The 15,025-nt window shown below is 45.1% G+C and carries 14 protein-coding genes; 12 read left to right on the top strand and 2 right to left on the bottom strand.

What is annotated here, in order from left to right; all coding sequences use genetic code 11:
* Positions 1-19 precede the first annotated feature (19 nt).
* Entirely contained in the window at positions 20-439 is a 420-nt protein-coding gene (locus ACZ5QV_RS15085; protein WP_464600578.1) for a MarR family winged helix-turn-helix transcriptional regulator, read from the bottom strand.
* Between the two features lie 467 nt (positions 440-906).
* Here ACZ5QV_RS15085 and ACZ5QV_RS15080 point away from each other — a divergent pair, with 467 nt between their 5' ends.
* The 11 genes from ACZ5QV_RS15080 to ACZ5QV_RS15030 all read left to right on the top strand — a co-directional run bounded on the left by ACZ5QV_RS15080 (position 907) and on the right by ACZ5QV_RS15030 (position 11,808).
* Positions 907-2,040 (top strand): aldo/keto reductase, encoded by a 1,134-nt coding sequence (locus ACZ5QV_RS15080; RefSeq protein ID WP_464600577.1) that lies wholly within the window; start codon positions 907-909, stop codon positions 2,038-2,040.
* A 140-nt stretch (positions 2,041-2,180) separates the two neighbouring features.
* Positions 2,181-2,312 (top strand): hypothetical protein, encoded by a 132-nt coding sequence (locus tag ACZ5QV_RS15075; protein WP_464600576.1) that lies wholly within the window; start codon positions 2,181-2,183, stop codon positions 2,310-2,312.
* A gap of 248 nt (positions 2,313-2,560) precedes the next feature.
* Positions 2,561-3,733 carry an ATP-grasp domain-containing protein gene (locus tag ACZ5QV_RS15070; protein ID WP_464600575.1) on the top strand — a complete coding sequence of 391 codons (1,173 nt, stop codon included), beginning with the start codon at positions 2,561-2,563 and terminating at the stop codon, positions 3,731-3,733.
* Positions 3,734-3,845: 112 nt separating this feature from the next.
* Complete coding sequence (locus ACZ5QV_RS15065; RefSeq protein ID WP_464600574.1) at positions 3,846-6,467, top strand: S-layer protein domain-containing protein; 2,622 nt, start codon at positions 3,846-3,848, stop codon at positions 6,465-6,467.
* 132 nt (positions 6,468-6,599) lie between these two features.
* Positions 6,600-7,316, top strand: coding sequence for an ABC transporter ATP-binding protein (locus ACZ5QV_RS15060; protein WP_464600573.1), 717 nt, complete (start codon positions 6,600-6,602; stop codon positions 7,314-7,316).
* A 48-nt stretch (positions 7,317-7,364) separates the two neighbouring features.
* The gene (locus tag ACZ5QV_RS15055) at positions 7,365-8,705 is read left to right on the top strand and encodes a COG1361 S-layer family protein (RefSeq protein ID WP_464600572.1); all 1,341 of its coding nucleotides are present in this window, start codon (positions 7,365-7,367) and stop codon (positions 8,703-8,705) included.
* Positions 8,706-8,746: 41 nt separating this feature from the next.
* Entirely contained in the window at positions 8,747-10,078 is a 1,332-nt protein-coding gene (locus ACZ5QV_RS15050) for an ABC transporter permease (protein ID WP_464600571.1), read from the top strand.
* Positions 10,079-10,277: 199 nt separating this feature from the next.
* Complete coding sequence (locus ACZ5QV_RS15045; RefSeq protein WP_464600570.1) at positions 10,278-10,628, top strand: PAS domain S-box protein; 351 nt, start codon at positions 10,278-10,280, stop codon at positions 10,626-10,628.
* Positions 10,625-10,792: a hypothetical protein gene (locus ACZ5QV_RS15040; protein WP_464600569.1), complete on the top strand. Its 168-nt coding sequence runs from the start codon at positions 10,625-10,627 to the stop codon at positions 10,790-10,792. The genes ACZ5QV_RS15045 and ACZ5QV_RS15040 overlap by 4 nt, the downstream gene beginning before the upstream one ends.
* 28 nt (positions 10,793-10,820) lie before the next feature.
* The gene (locus tag ACZ5QV_RS15035; RefSeq protein WP_464600568.1) at positions 10,821-10,994 is read left to right on the top strand and encodes a hypothetical protein; all 174 of its coding nucleotides are present in this window, start codon (positions 10,821-10,823) and stop codon (positions 10,992-10,994) included.
* Positions 10,995-11,037: 43 nt separating this feature from the next.
* Complete coding sequence (locus tag ACZ5QV_RS15030) at positions 11,038-11,808, top strand: hypothetical protein (RefSeq protein WP_464600567.1); 771 nt, start codon at positions 11,038-11,040, stop codon at positions 11,806-11,808.
* A 941-nt stretch (positions 11,809-12,749) separates the two neighbouring features.
* On the opposite strand, the gene ACZ5QV_RS15025 is transcribed toward ACZ5QV_RS15030, so the two are convergent.
* Positions 12,750-13,838, bottom strand: coding sequence for an exonuclease/endonuclease/phosphatase family protein (locus ACZ5QV_RS15025; protein ID WP_464600566.1), 1,089 nt, complete (start codon positions 13,836-13,838; stop codon positions 12,750-12,752).
* Positions 13,839-14,115: 277 nt separating this feature from the next.
* Here ACZ5QV_RS15025 and ACZ5QV_RS15020 point away from each other — a divergent pair, with 277 nt between their 5' ends.
* Positions 14,116-14,580 carry a hypothetical protein gene (locus ACZ5QV_RS15020; RefSeq protein WP_464600565.1) on the top strand — a complete coding sequence of 155 codons (465 nt, stop codon included), beginning with the start codon at positions 14,116-14,118 and terminating at the stop codon, positions 14,578-14,580.
* Positions 14,581-15,025 lie beyond the last annotated feature (445 nt).

Genomic DNA, 15,025 nt, shown 5'->3' with positions numbered 1-15,025 from the left:
AATTAGCCAGCCAAAAAAATTATCGGACCATTTCAAGAAGTTTAATAAGGGAGTCCATTTCTTTTTCGTCCAGAGAATCTGCCATTTTTTCAATAACCCTGAGCAAGGCCTCCTGTTCGGCACGGGCTATTGTACGTCCCTTTTCTGTCAGGCGAATATAATAGATTCTGCCATCATCAGGGGATTTTTCCCTGTACACACATTCCATTTTGACAAATTTGTTAATCGTCTCTGTGATGGTGGGTTTCGAGTTATTGGTGATTTTAGCAAGTCTGCTAAATGTAACTTCCCCGTGTTCATCAATGACTTTTAGATATCCTATCTGCTTCACCGTAATATCCGATAATCCACATCCAGAGAAGATCTCACAAGAGCATCCGCTTTTGATTTTAAGCAGGTTTTCAAAAACTATGAATAAATGCTCTTTTTTTTCCATCATATTTTAAGCCCTTTGTTAGTTAGTATTACCCTAATTATATGTTATGTAATATATAGTTTGTGATTCCCGAGTTCCACTACCCGAGTTCCACTACCCGAGTTCCACTACCCGAGTTCCACTACCCGAGTTCCACTACCCGAATTCCGCTTCGGGATCACAGGAAATCAAAGATTTCCTGGGAGTTGCGATGAAATCGCAACAGCACGGGGTCCGTTTCGCTCGCTGCGCGAGCTCAAGCAGACTATAAACCTTATTTAGAGAAATGTACTAACAAAATGTCATCTCCCGGCATTTTTTCCGTGTGTTCCGTGTGTTCCGTGGTTTAATTGCACACACCAAACATCTCCACCAGCAAAAACACAGCAAGAATTAAATTCTGAAAACCAAACCTGTATGAATATATAGATCAATTTCCAAATTGAAAATTTGAAGTTATATTTGTACCATTACAAAAACCGAGGCAAAAAATGCTATACCGCAAATTAGGAAAAACAGGTGAAAAAGCTTCGATTCTCGGCTACGGCTGTATGAGACTGCCTGTTCTCGATAACGATCCCGGAAAGATAGACGAGAAAAAAGCAATCGAACTCCTCCGCTACGCAATCGACCACGGCATAAATTACATTGATGCGGCCTATTCTTATCATGGTGGAATGGGCGAGGCCTTTCTTGGAAAGGCCCTTCGGGACGGGTACCGGGAAAAGGTCCTTCTGGCAACCAAGCTTTCCTGCAAGCGGGTCCGTTGCAGGGAAGATATGGACCGTTTTCTGGAAGAGCAGCTTGAAAAGCTCCGGACGGATTGCATTGACTTTTACCTCCTGCATGCCGTGAAGAAAAGTTATTGGGAAAAGATGAAGAAGTTGGGAGTAATCGAATTTCTGGAAAAGGCCCGGGCTAAGGGAAAGATCAGATACACTGGCTTTTCCTTTCACGATAACCTTGACGTTTTCAAGGAAGTTCTGGACGCCTATCCCTGGGATCTCTGCCAGATCCAGTTCAATTATCTGGATGAGGAATACCAGGCCGGAGTTGAGGGCCTGAAATACGCGGCTGAAAAGGGCCTTGCGGTTGTTATCATGGAACCTCTCCGAGGTGGAAACCTGGTCTTGAAAGTCCCGGAGGAGGCTGGAAAGGTCTGGGAGAGGGCCAAAACCCAAAGAACCCCTGCAGAATGGGCTTTCCGCTACCTCTGGGACTATCCCGAAATCAGTGTCGTGCTGAGCGGGATGAACGAGATGGAGCATCTTAAAGAAAATTTGAAAATTGCTGAAGAAGGGCAGCCTGATTCCCTGACGGCCAAAGAAAAAGCCTTTATAGCTGAGGTAAAGCAGATCTACAGGGCCCGGATGAGGGTGAACTGTACGGACTGCAAATACTGTATGCCCTGTCCCTCGGGAGTGAACATTCCCAGGGCCCTCAGTTACCTGAATGACGTTACCATGCTCGGGGACGTGAAAAATGCAAAATTCCAGTATGGGGTTTTACTTTCTCCTGAAGAAAAGGCCGAGAATTGTGTTGAGTGCGGGGAGTGTGAAGAAGTCTGTCCGCAGAATATTGAAATAAGGAAAATGTTGAAGGAAGTTGTGGACATTTTTGAGTGATAAATATTTGACTGTTCAATCCTTTTTCTTTGCCAAAAACCGGACAATGTATTCAAGGAAAAGTTCCAAATCTTCATCCGTTTCGGCACCCGAGTTTCGCTTCGGGATCACAGGAAATCGAAGATTTTCTGGGAGTTGCGATGAAATCGCAACAGCACGGGGTCCTTTTCGGGAGCTACGCCCCCTCAAGAGGACTAAAAAATGCCGGAAAAACCGTAATTATCGTCTTCCTGCATTCATTTTCCGTGTGTTCCGTGTCTTCTGTGGTTTGAATGCACACACACCAAACACCCCCTTACACAAAAACACAACATGTATGAGTATGAAACAACTCCCAAAATAAAACCTGAAGTTATATTTTCACCATTCTTAAAGCATTGGGGCTTTCTGTTGCATCCCTGTAAGTTTCAGGATTCTGGTTGTGCAAAACTTGAAAAAAGATTCTTACAATAAATATTTAAACCCGGTTATTCTTATTGGGCTCCACGAACTTATCAACCCCTAAAAAAAGGTTAGAATAATGATTATCCTTGACCACCCTTACGTTTCCGACTTTTTGATAGACACTGCTGCCAGGCTGCAAGCCCCGGTTTTGAGAAACGAGATGTCTTCTGGCCTGAACCCAGATAAACCTCTGAACCTCTTCGACGAGGCCGAATTTATTGAACTTGCAAAAGAAAAGGGGGCATGCAGGCTCTACACCAATTCTGAAAATTCCATTGACTGGATTTCCGAAAACCTGGGCTTTACCGGCCTTCCGGAAAAGATCGAACTTTTTAAAAACAAGGTCAAATTCAGAGAGCTTCTGGAAAGGATATACCCGGACTTTCAATACCTGGGTGTAAAATTCGGGGAGCTGGACGAAATCCAGATTGAGGAATTAAAAAAGCCCTTTATCATAAAGCCCGCGGTCGGGTTTTTCAGCCTCGGGGTGCATAAGGTTTCGGAAAACGAAGAATGGGCCGGGGTCCTGAAGAGCATAAAGGCTGAAGTCAAGGAACTCAGGGGAATTTATCCGGTGCAGGTACTTGATGTGGAACAGTTCATTATAGAAGAATGTATTGAGGGAGAGGAGTTTGCGGTTGATGCTTACTATAACGGAGAGGGAAAGCCCGTTGTCCTCAATATCCTCAAGCACATCTTTTCCTCGGACGCCGATGTCAGCGACAGGGTTTACTTTACTTCAAAAGAGGTCATAGAAACGTACCGGGAAGCCATCGAGGACCTTTTGAAGGAAATTGGGAAACTGGCTGACCTGACGGACTTTCCCTTTCATATAGAACTGAGGATTGGAAATGACCGGAGAATCCAGCCAATCGAGCTTAACCCCATGCGTTTTGCAGGCTGGTGCACGACGGATATCGCTTATTTTGCATACGGGATAAACACCTACAAATATTTCCTTGAAGGGCTTGAACCTGACTGGGGCAGGCTTCTTGAAGGAAAGAGTAGGAAAAACTACTGTCTTATCGTACTGGACAAAAGCGGAGAACTTGCTTCAAGGGCCATAACCATAAAAGGTTTTGATTACGAAAAACTGCTCTCGGATTTTGAAAGACCTCTTGAACTCAGGAAAACCGACCATGAAAAGTATAAGGTCTTCGGATTTTTGTTTACGGAAACCCGGGCGGAGGAATGGGGAGAAATCGAGAGGATTCTTAAATCGGATTTGAGTGAATACGTGACGGATTAAAAATTTGAAAGCTGGGTGAATATAGATACATAGTTTTATTAAGGAATATTCTTAATAATTTTAAAAATATTAGAAGGTATATCTTGAATTAATAACAGTATGGAGATATTACATGGATGCTTACAAAAACCTAAAAAAAATATTCACCTGTCTTCTGCTGCTCGGGCTACTCTGCACGACGGCCGCAGCGGAGGATTCGAAAACCGGCGACCGGATATGGGATGGAAATAACCAGAGCGATGACTACACCTGGACTTCTCTGAGTTACTCAGGCTTTTACTATGACCTCGACTCCGGACTCGGTTCCGAAGAAATGAAAATAAACAATATTGGTAACACTATTGATGCTGAAGACCTTGTTTACACCACAAAACCAATTGAAACCGATTTTGAATACGGAAAATGGGGTTCTTACCAGGTCATTGGCTTTATGGCAGAAAAATACTTTGCAGGATTCCAGGAAGAAAACACATCGGTAGTGGATGACGACGTTAGTTTGATCAAAGAAGGAGTTCTTTCCAGAGTTCTGATTGACAGTGATGAAAGAGAGTCCGTATATACGGGTTCCTCCCTGGAACTTGAAGAAGGCTATTCTCTCAATATTGCAGAAGTGGACGTAAACGGGGAAACCGTCTGGGTCCAGCTTAAAAAGGACGGAAAAATAATTGACGACGCCTTTATTCAGGGCAAGGGTAACTACATCTACGAAACCGACCTTGGCGACGCAGAGGACGTGCCCGTAATTATCGCTCGTTTCGGGAGCGTTTTCGCAGGCTCGGAGACAACAGCGGCATTTATTGAGGGAATTTTCCAGATCTCAGACGAATGTGTCAAAATCGAAAACGGAGACACCTTCGGAGAAATGGAAGTAACTTCTATAAACAGTGGTGAAATCAAAATGAAAAACGAAGACTCCATCTCCCTTGATGACGGTGACACCATTGATATTATGGGCAAACTCAAGATCAGAGTGGCCGATGATAGTGGCCTCAGGTTTGCCCCGGTAGTTGACATGTCCGAGGCCGGGACTTACGAACTCAAAGGAACCGTGTATGATAAAGATGCAGACGATCCCGTACTTACCTGGACCCCCCTGAATTTCGAAGGCTTCTATTACAACATTGATGAAGGGATAGGCACTGAAGAGCTTAATATAACAAAACTCGATGATAATGAGATTCCCGAAAAGAAACTGGTCTATTCCACAGAACCCGAAGGAGTGAAATTCGAGTACAGTAAATGGGACAATTTCCAGGTCATCGGTTTCATGGCTGAAAAATATTTTGCGGGTTATCTTGAAGATTCGGTCAAAGGGGGAATCGATGAAAACATTAACCTCCTTTCGGACAACACCCTCTCAAAAGTCCTGATCGACAACGATGACAAAACGTCCCTCTACACCGGCTCTGCCCTGGAACTTGAAGAAGGCTATGCCCTCAAAATCCTGGAAGTTGACGTTAACGGTGAAAGCATCTGGGTCCAGCTTGAAAAGGACGGAGACGTCGTAGATGACGGTTTCCTCTCCTCAGGTGATACCTACGTCTACGAAACAGACATTGGCGACGCTGAAGATGTCCCCATGATCCTTGTCAACTTCGATAGCGTTTTTGCAGGTTCGGAAACCAACGCCGTATTTGTTAAGGGAATATTCCAGATCTCTGAAAACTGCATCCAGATTGAAAACGGAGACACCTTCGGGGAAATGGAAATCTCAAGTGTGGGAAAAAGTGGCATTACGATGAAAAACGAGGACGACATTTCCCTCAGCGAAGGCGATGACATCAGTATCATGAACAATATCAAGTTCAGGGTCGCAGATGATGGCGACCTCAGGTTTTATCCCTTTGTTGAGGTTAATACTGAAGGTAGTGGTGACAGTGGAGATTCAGCTCAAAAACTTGAGATAAGCGTGCCAGTTGAAATCTATCAGGACAGCAGCTTTAAGATTAAAGTTACGGCCGAGGAAAGCTCCATAGAAGACGTAACCGTAAAACTCAACGGGGAACTCATAGGAAATACCAACGGGGAGGGGATCCTTAGCTTTGCCCCGGAGACCCGCGGGACTTTCAAACTTTCTGCGGAAAAGGATGACTACAGCGGGGCCAGTAAAAGTATCGATGTCCTCGACCCAAGAGAACGTATGATCATCAGTGTTTCCCCGAACGAAGTCTATGTTGGAGATACGGTCAGCATCGAGATCGTAAATGCAATCGGCGGAGAGCCGGTCGAAGGGGCCGAGGTCTTCTTTGACGGAGACTCTATTGGCATGACCGGAGCCGACGGGACGATCAGCTCCCCCCTCACAAAAACCGGCAACGTACAGATCAGTGCCACCGGAGAAGGGTTTGAGCCCGAGAGCATTAGCCTTAATGTGGGAGCCCTTGCGGCGAAATTCATGTTCTCAGAGCTTGCAATCGATCCGACTGAAGCAAAAACAGGAAAGGAATCCGCAATATCTGTCAAAGCCACAAACGCGGGCAATGCGGCAGGGGACTACAATGTGGAACTGCTTGTGAACGGGAATATGAAAGACTCCAGAACAATAAGCCTGGAACCCCTGGAAAGCATGACCATAGAATTTACCCATACTGAGGCCGAAGAAGGGAGTTGTAAGGTCCAGGTCGGAGACCAGACCGCAAGCTATGAAGTTGTGAAGAAACTTCCCTTTATCGGGACTCCGCTGAGTCTGGCAGTCCTCCTGATGGCTTTTGTACTGCTGAGAAAGAGAGACTGAAAAAGATATTGAGATGAGGAATTTCCTCATCTTCACCGAATTTTTTGTTCCCTTCTTTTCTATAAAATAGAGTTAAACTATATTTTTCAACCACTGCATATTTTTATATATGTATTCCCTTTAGGAGAAACCATGGAAAATACGTTGATTGCCTTCCAAAATGTCTGGAAATTTTACCAGATGGGGGAGGTCCAGGTCAATGCCCTGAAAGATGTGAGCGTGGAGTTTAAGAAAGGAGAATTTGCCGCAATCATTGGCCCTTCGGGAAGTGGAAAGTCCACGATGATGAACCTCGTGGGCTGCCTGGACGTCCCTTCAAAGGGTGAAATATTTCTCAAGGGTCGGAACATAGCCCGGCTTGAGGAATCAGACCTGGCCAGCCTGAGAGGGAGGACAATCGGTTTTGTATTTCAGCAGTATAACCTGATTCCGGGGATGACGGCTCTTGAAAACGTGTTGTTGCCCCTTGAAATCCAGGAAATTGATGACGCTGTCGCCGAAAAAAAAGCAAAGGAACTGCTGGGCCTGGTCGGACTATCCGACAAAATCAGGCACAGGCCGACCCAGCTTTCCGGGGGCCAGCAACAGAGAGTCTCGATTGCAAGGGCCCTTGCATGTGATCCGGAAGTTGTCCTGGCCGACGAGCCTACAGGGGCCCTAGACAGCGTTACCGGAAGTGAGGTAATGGCCATGCTGCACAGTTTATGGAAAGAAAAAGGTAAAACAGTAATCATGGTCACTCACGACATGCACCTGGCCCAATACGCCCGGAGGCATATAGAACTCAAGGACGGGAATATTATCAGGGACGAAATCAATGAAAATCAGCTCGATCCGGAAACAATGTGAAGAGAATTAAGTTTGGGGACAACTAAAAAATTGAGGAGAGAATAAAAAATGAATCATTTTCAATTTACTGACAGAAAAAGGGCCAAAAAACAAATATCTGGAATAATTATCGGAAAAGTTACCGGTCTTTTCCTTATACTGATGCTTGGAGTATCTTTGTGCAGTTCCGGAGCCCTTGCCACTTCCATGCCCAGCCTAGATAATGGCATAACTATCGATCTGCTTAACCAGGACCCGGACCCTGTAAAACCGGGGGAAATACTTGAAATCCGGCTATCCGTACAGAACGCTGATACCGATGAAGTAGAAAACTGTGTTGTAAAGCTTGAGTCCGAATATCCTTTTGAGGCTATTGAAGGAGAGGAACTTATCAAGAAAATCGGCACTCTTGGTAGACGCTATACGGATGACCGCAACAAGGTTGTAAAATTCAAGTTGCGCGTTAAAAACGACATAAACGAAGGAAAGTACCCCCTGACCATATACCTATCCGGGATTAGAGATAAAAAATCTTTTACTATTTCCAGGGACGTATATATCGAAATAGACAGCGAGTCAAATGCGGAAATCGAATCCATCAGCCTGGAAAAACTGGTCCCCGGAAAAAAGACGGAACTTACTTTCGGGATCAAAAACGTCGGTAACTCACCCCTGAAAAACGCAATGTTTTCCTGGGAATGTGAAAAGGATATGATCCTCCCTGTAGGTTCGAGTAACGTCAAGCACATCAGCTATATCGATATCGGAGACTCCACAAACGTCACCTTTGAGGTCCTGACAAACGTGAACACGCTTCCCGGCCTGTACAAACTGGACATGGTCCTGACCTATGACGATATTGAGGAACTCCAGACGATCACGGAAGCCGGAACGCTTGAAAACCAGAAGCGAAAAGAAATCAAAAGCAAAGCAGGAATTTACATCGGAGGCACAACCGATTTTGATGTCTCCTATATGGAGCGCAGCCCGACCGGAGCCTACAGCTTTTCGATCTCGAATATAGGAAACAATAAGGCAAACTCAGTGAAGGTTTCCATACCTTTACAGGAGAACTGGACAGTCCTGGACGGCAGCAATTCCGCAGTGCTCGGAAACCTCCAGAAAGGAGATTACACGGTTGCGGATTTCAACATCAAGCCGGAAGCCTACGGGAAAGAGTTTCCTCTCAAGTTTGAAATCAGTTATACCTCAAGCGACGGGCAAAGACAGGTCGATGAAAAGGCAATATCCCTTTATGCCATGGAATATACCGCTCCTGCTGAAATCCCTGGTAGGGAAAAATCTTCCGGAGCCTCTTTCTCCTACAAATTCACGCTTCTTATAATCGTGGGAATTGCGGGAGCCGTGGCCTACAAAAAGTTCTATAAGAAGAGAAAAATGAAAGAGTGAACCCGGGGGACAGTTGAAATAAAAGCATTGGGTCTGGTGCAATGAAACCTGCAAAAATACTCAGGATTGCCTTTAACATGGTCAAAGCCAATAAACTGCGGAGCTGGCTGACCATCATAGGGGTAATCATAGGCATTGCCTCGGTAATGGCTATCGTTACGACCGGGGAATATTTCCAGAACCAGGTAACTGAAACCCTGGAGGGCCTTGGAGGTGATACGATCACGATAGTGGCCTCCACTCCCTTTAATGTGATGGAAGATGAAGATTTCATGGTTGCTGAAGAATCTGAATCCGATAGCGGGGATGGATTCGACAGTGGGGGAGGAACTGAAATGGTGTACCGGGAATCCGAACGGGCGGAACTCACTAAAAAGGACATTTTTACCCTCCGGCGCATCCCGGGAATCCAGTACATTAACGTTAATGTCGAGAACGGCGCGGACCTTGAATTCGGAGGTAAAAAGACCTGGATCGGCATAAAAGGCGTAGATGCCGGGGTCTGGCCTGAACTTGCGAATAAAAAAATAGGGGAGGGCCGGATGCTCAGACCCGGTGACCGGGCCGCTGTGGTCATATCCGATGAACTTGCTCATGACAAGGGCATGGAAAGGGAAATCCGGGTCAACCAGATGATTCTCTTAAACGGCATGTCCTACCGGGTAATAGGAATCCTGGCAAAGGATGAAGGCCTCCTGGGCGGCCTTTCAGGCATGTTCGGAAGCAGTGTTTACATGCCTTACGAAGAGGTGTACTCCCTTAAGGAAAAGGATGAAAACGTCCCTACAAGAGATTATGATGTCTATGATTCCATTGAAATAAAGCTCTACAAAGACGTTGACTACGAAGCCACCCTCAAGACAATCGAAGAGAAAATGAGGCTTTCCCGGAGGGTCAATGAAAAAGATCAGGACTTCTATGTAAACTCTCCAAAAGATGCAATTGAAAGCACCCAGAAGCTGATCAACGGCCTTACCGCATTCCTGGCCTTTATCGCGGGAATTTCCCTTCTTGTGGGCTCCACCGGGATTGCAAACACCATGTTTACCTCTGTCCTTGAAAAAACTAAAGAGATTGGAATTATGAAGGCAATCGGGGCCAAGAACAGGGATATCCGCCTGATTTTCCTCTGCAACGCCGCTCTGATCGGGCTTGTGGGGGGAACCATAGGCATCCTGCTGGGCACGGCGGCCGTACAGGTCATCCTCTTCCTGGTCTCAATGAAAATGAAGGTCCCCTTTGAGTTCGCCCTCAGCATAAAAGGGACCCTGGTAGCTACCCTGGTTTCTATAATCGTGGGACTGATCGCGGGCTATATCCCGGCAAAGAACGCCTCGGAGCTGAACCCCGTGGACGCTTTGAGGTATGAGTGACTATCCGGAAAAGCTTCCACGAAAAATCCACGACTAAAGTCGTGGGTTTTTTATCTATTTTCCGTTTTCCATCTTCTTCAATTACTTTTTTACAAGTAGGTATCAAAATATATGCACCTACGAATTATATAATCGATGATGTTAAACTATTTCTAAGAGAGTCAATATCCACATCACTTCTCAAAAACAGGTGTAATTGATGGACAATCGGAAAACACATGAGTTTGTTGCTTTGCTTCTTGACAGCAGTCTTGAAGGCCTGTGCGTAATTAACAGCGAAGGCCGGATTGAAGCCGCAAACGAGCTCTTTTTTGCCACTACCGGCCAGGCCCGGGAAAGCCTGACCGGAAAACATGTCGATGAGCTGGCTGTTCTGGATAAAAACGGAATCGCACTTAGCCTGTTTAACCTGCTTGTAGAGGGCCTTTCTGAAGACCTTAAAGCAGACATAATAACAGATGAGGGGTCAAAAAAGGGAGTTATTTTCAACTTCAAAAGGTTGAAGCTTGAAGGAAAGCTGAAACATTGTGTTTTTGTGAAGCTGGAATGACGGAACTTGACCTTGAGGTTTTTTCCCTCTCAGACGCAATCGATGAAGTCAACTACCCCACGCTAAAGAAGCTGTCCGACAATTCAATTTCAAGGCAAAAACAGGTAAAAAAGAAGGCAGATAAAGCCTTTAAATCGAAAAAGAAGGAATTCAGTTATTACTGATAGTAATTGTAGGACAGCCTGTAAAGCAGTGGGGCTTGCTCTTGTCAAACGTTTTGTGGAAATGCACGGAGGAGAAGTAAGAGTCGAGTCAAAACAGGTTTTTGCGGGAAAAGTTCTTATTGAAGAAAATCTTAAAGTCATTGAGTGGAGGCCTTCAAAGAAAACAGGATCGACAAGTCCGGGGTTGGAAATTGGAAAATAGTTTATTAATGGGTTTGAAGTTAATTCTATTCGAGACTTTCTGTGTGACAGGTCTCCTTGTCCTGATAGGACTTACACTTGGCTTCCTGGAGAGCCGGGCCAATTTTTACATCCTGAAGACCTTCGGCCTGAAAGGAATCCTGGCCACAGCCTGTATAGGGACACCCGTGCATGAAGCAGGCCATCTGCTTATGTGCCTTCTCTTCAAACACAAAATAAATGAGTTCCGGCTACTTGACCTTAAAAGCAGGAATGGGATTCTGGGTTATGTTAAACATAGCTGGGACCTCAAAAGCCTTTATCAGAACGTGGGGAATTTTTTCATTGGTATGGGCCCTATTTTCAGTGGAACGGCGGTTCTTATCCTGGGGATGTACTTCCTGCTGCCTGCGTCTTTTGAGAATTTTGGAAACTATCTGACTCTTGACCCCGCTCAACTGGACTTTGCTCTACTGGAAAAAATGTTCATATTAACCGGGGAACTTTTAAAAAGTATATTCTCTGTAGAAAACCTTGCCAGGCTCAGTTTCTGGCTCTATTTTGTACTCGCAATTTCTGTTTCTTCTCACATGGCCCTGAGTAGAGCGGACTTAAATGGGTCTGCACTGGGCCTTGTTGCGATTTTTGTTCTGATTCTCCTGGCAAACGTGGCCGCTCTGGCCTTAAAAATAGACATCTCCGGGTTTTTCAACGGAATTCTGGCCCTCAACGTATATTTACTGGCCTTTTCAATGGTCTCAATTTCCTTTTCTTTCCTCAGGCTGGGCCTGAGTTTTTCCGCTTATGTCCTGATGAACTACTCGCCACTAAAGTGAAGGACTTCCTGTTTCATCTTACCTCAACAGGGGGTCCCCATCCTCGGCAGTTCCGGCTTTGGCGGAACTGGCAGGTGGGAGAGGAATGCGTTCAAACATTCACCGCCTGGATTAAAGTTGTAGTTCTCGCACAGAGGCGAATACAGTTTTTATTTACATTGACACTGTTTGAAATTACATTGCCAAATATATCTTGAATGGCAAAGAAGCCGGTGGCTCTTTTTCCCTTCACAAATCCTTCCCCTTTAACTGTTTTTACACGGTCAAATTTTCTAATTCCATATATTTTACCGGTTGGAATCTTCTTTTCTGATCTAGCACCTTTTGTCTGTTGGAAGTCCCCGGCAGGATGGTCAACCAGGGACTTGCCGAAACAAGCCCCTTCCTCAAAAACCTGAGCCGTTAGGCGAAGGTTTTAGGTTGGGGTAGTTGACCTCCTTCTACATTCATACAGGTTGTATTTTTGAGGCCCATTGGAATTTTCAAAGATTTCAAAAAATCCGATGGCACCGGCATTTCCCCTTGCCTGTAGCCCCTCCCTTCTGTTTGCGAAAAAACCGGATAGATTGGGCTATATATTATTTTACGTATATAATTACTTGTAATAAGATGGATTACTCCGCAAAAAAGCGGGAAAATTTAGGAATGAATGCGTGAAGTTGGGAAACCCGTTGGAATTCCTCAGGATATAATAAGACCCCTTCAGATAGGGAGAAGCCCAGAAGGCCCGGGTATTATGGGAAATGCCCCGGTCTTAGGAAACCCTGATACGAAAGTGGTTTTAGAAAAAGCGGATTGCCTCTTGTTGGGAAAGAAGGCAACCGGCTTAAATTGCATCCTCCAGAACCGCAACTGCGTTAGGGACCCAAAGATTGCAGCGAATGGGAGTTGGCTACAATCTCCTGGTCTTTATATTACTCTTTTCTGTATTTTTTTCGATTTCAGCCTTCCTTGCACCAGAACTCCCCGTAGACCGGGTAATGGTCCGATACGGCCACAGTTTCATCGTAGCTCAGGTTGTATTCCAGGTCGTACCTGAATACCCCGGAATTTCCTGTAAATTCGGACATCGTGGAGTCACTGATAACTATCCTGTCGTAGGTGCAGTCACTTGCTTTGGTCGTGGTGTCCATACTGTTGTTTATCAGCCAGCAATAGGCTCCCGTGCTCAGGGAAGAGCTTTCGTCCTCATCAAAGTATGAACCGTCAGCATTAAAATCACCCAGAACTATAAAATCATCTTCTTCCGGAAAGATTTCCCGAGCGTATGCGGCCACGTCGGCCAGAGCGTTGATTTCCACGTTTGCGTCGTCCGGGTCGGTATGAACGGTAATCAAGGTGAAATCAAAGTCTCCGCCGAGGGTTTCAAAGGAAGCAATGTAAGGGTTTCTGTGGAAAGGGTCTGTTTCTTCGGGTTCCGGATAGGTCAGACCCTCTCCAACGGGCCTGACGCTGTTGTTGTCATAGACGTAGGCGTACTGTTCTTTGCTCGAGGTCCTGCCCAGGCGCTCACTGACTATGTAAGAATACTGAGACCCATCAGTGTTCACAAGTTCCACCAATTCCGGAAGCGCGGTCTGGGACTTATCTCTTATTTCCTGGACCGCAACGACGTCGTATGTGCGAATGATTTTTGCAAGTGTATCCATGACCTCGGGTTTGGAAGCCTTGCTCACTCCGAAGACCTGGATATTGAAGGCCCCGACCCTTATTTTCTGCATGGAAAGGTTCTCGCGGTTTTCATTATCCCCAGACAAGACCCTTGTTATCGGCCCCAGTCCGGCTGCTTCTGTTTCGTTTCCTGAGTCCGGAATGCCTGTTTTTGCTTCCTTAACTGGATCTGGCTCACTTATTTCAGTTTCTTTTTCATCAGGACTCATATAGGCGTTTTCAGGGTTTTCTGACGTGTCAGAAAGCCCCGCACTCTGGTTGGCATTATCGTTTTCTTCAGGAGAAGACACACAGCCAGATAAAAAGACAAGAAGAATCGTTATCGAGAGTATCGTTTTCAAAAAAGATTTGTTTTTCATTTTTCCTCCTATTTCAGAACCAGAAAGCAAGCAAATTTTGGATTATTTTAAATAAGTATTCCCTTCATTTTATAAAAGATTTACAATCAGTAAGGTTTTTTGATGATCCAAAAACGTTTTCAGGGATACTGAACCCGCACACCTGTAGCCCACAGGTTTTTCGGCTGCAAACTTCCCGGGTCTTTCCTTTCAGGAATGGCAATCCTTTTCATAAAAAACATGGGACTGTAAATAAGTATATTAACATACGACTGAATATATTATAACATTGAAAAGCATGGACTACAGATACGACCTCCAACAGAATGTTCTTTTTAAAAGGGAATATGAATTCCCTGCGTATAGTCTGGAAAAAAATGAGATTGGAACATGCAGTATATGTGATTCGCCTCTACTGAGCCTTAGCTATCATTCTTCAGAAGAACAGATCTTTGTTACAACAAAGTGCGTTTCCTGTGGGGCCTTTTATGTCAATATCTACGACTCCAGCTGGATCTGGCTGGACGAAGCCCCTCTCAGCCTGATTCCTGTTCCAATCCTCCTGAGCAACTCCTCTGTAAACGACCTGGAGGAACTCAAGTCCATCTCCCTAACTAAATTGAAAGCTGTTTTTTCCAGGGGAGAAATAGAAGCCCTCTTCGCCCGGGCCAGAGCCGAAACTCCAATTCGCCAGTACCTTTACCGGGCCCGCAAAAAGTACGACCTCTTCGAAGAACTCTTTGAGATCAGGCTTGAGTTTTAACTCTGTACGAGTGGGTGGGGGAAAGAAGTTTCCAGATTTTAGGCAAATAGGAGAAATGCAAGAAGACGGCACTTAAGGTTTTTCCGGTATTTTTTAGTCATTTTTAAAGAATCCAGGGTCGTTTTAGAATCCTATTGCATAAAGATCCAACTTACTCACCGGCCAAAGGCCGGTTTCCGTGTATTTCCGTGGTTGAAAGCTCTCTTGCCATTGGTTTTGAATGGATAACTTCAAACGACGCAGGTATATTCATACAAGTTTGATTTTCAGAATTATATTGGGGTATTGCCTTGCATTTTGATGCAAAAATTCAGAATTTTAAAACTGAGTGAGTATATCTAACTGAAAATATTGTCAGTCAAATTTAAACCACGGAAAAGAACGGAAAAAGAACGGAAAAAGAACGGAAAAAGAACGGAAAAAGAACGGAAAAAGAACGGAAAAA

This window comes from Methanosarcina baltica, assembly GCF_055394095.1.
The sequence above is the reverse complement of the archived record's forward strand: the minus strand, read 5'-3'. Positions and strand labels throughout refer to the sequence as shown.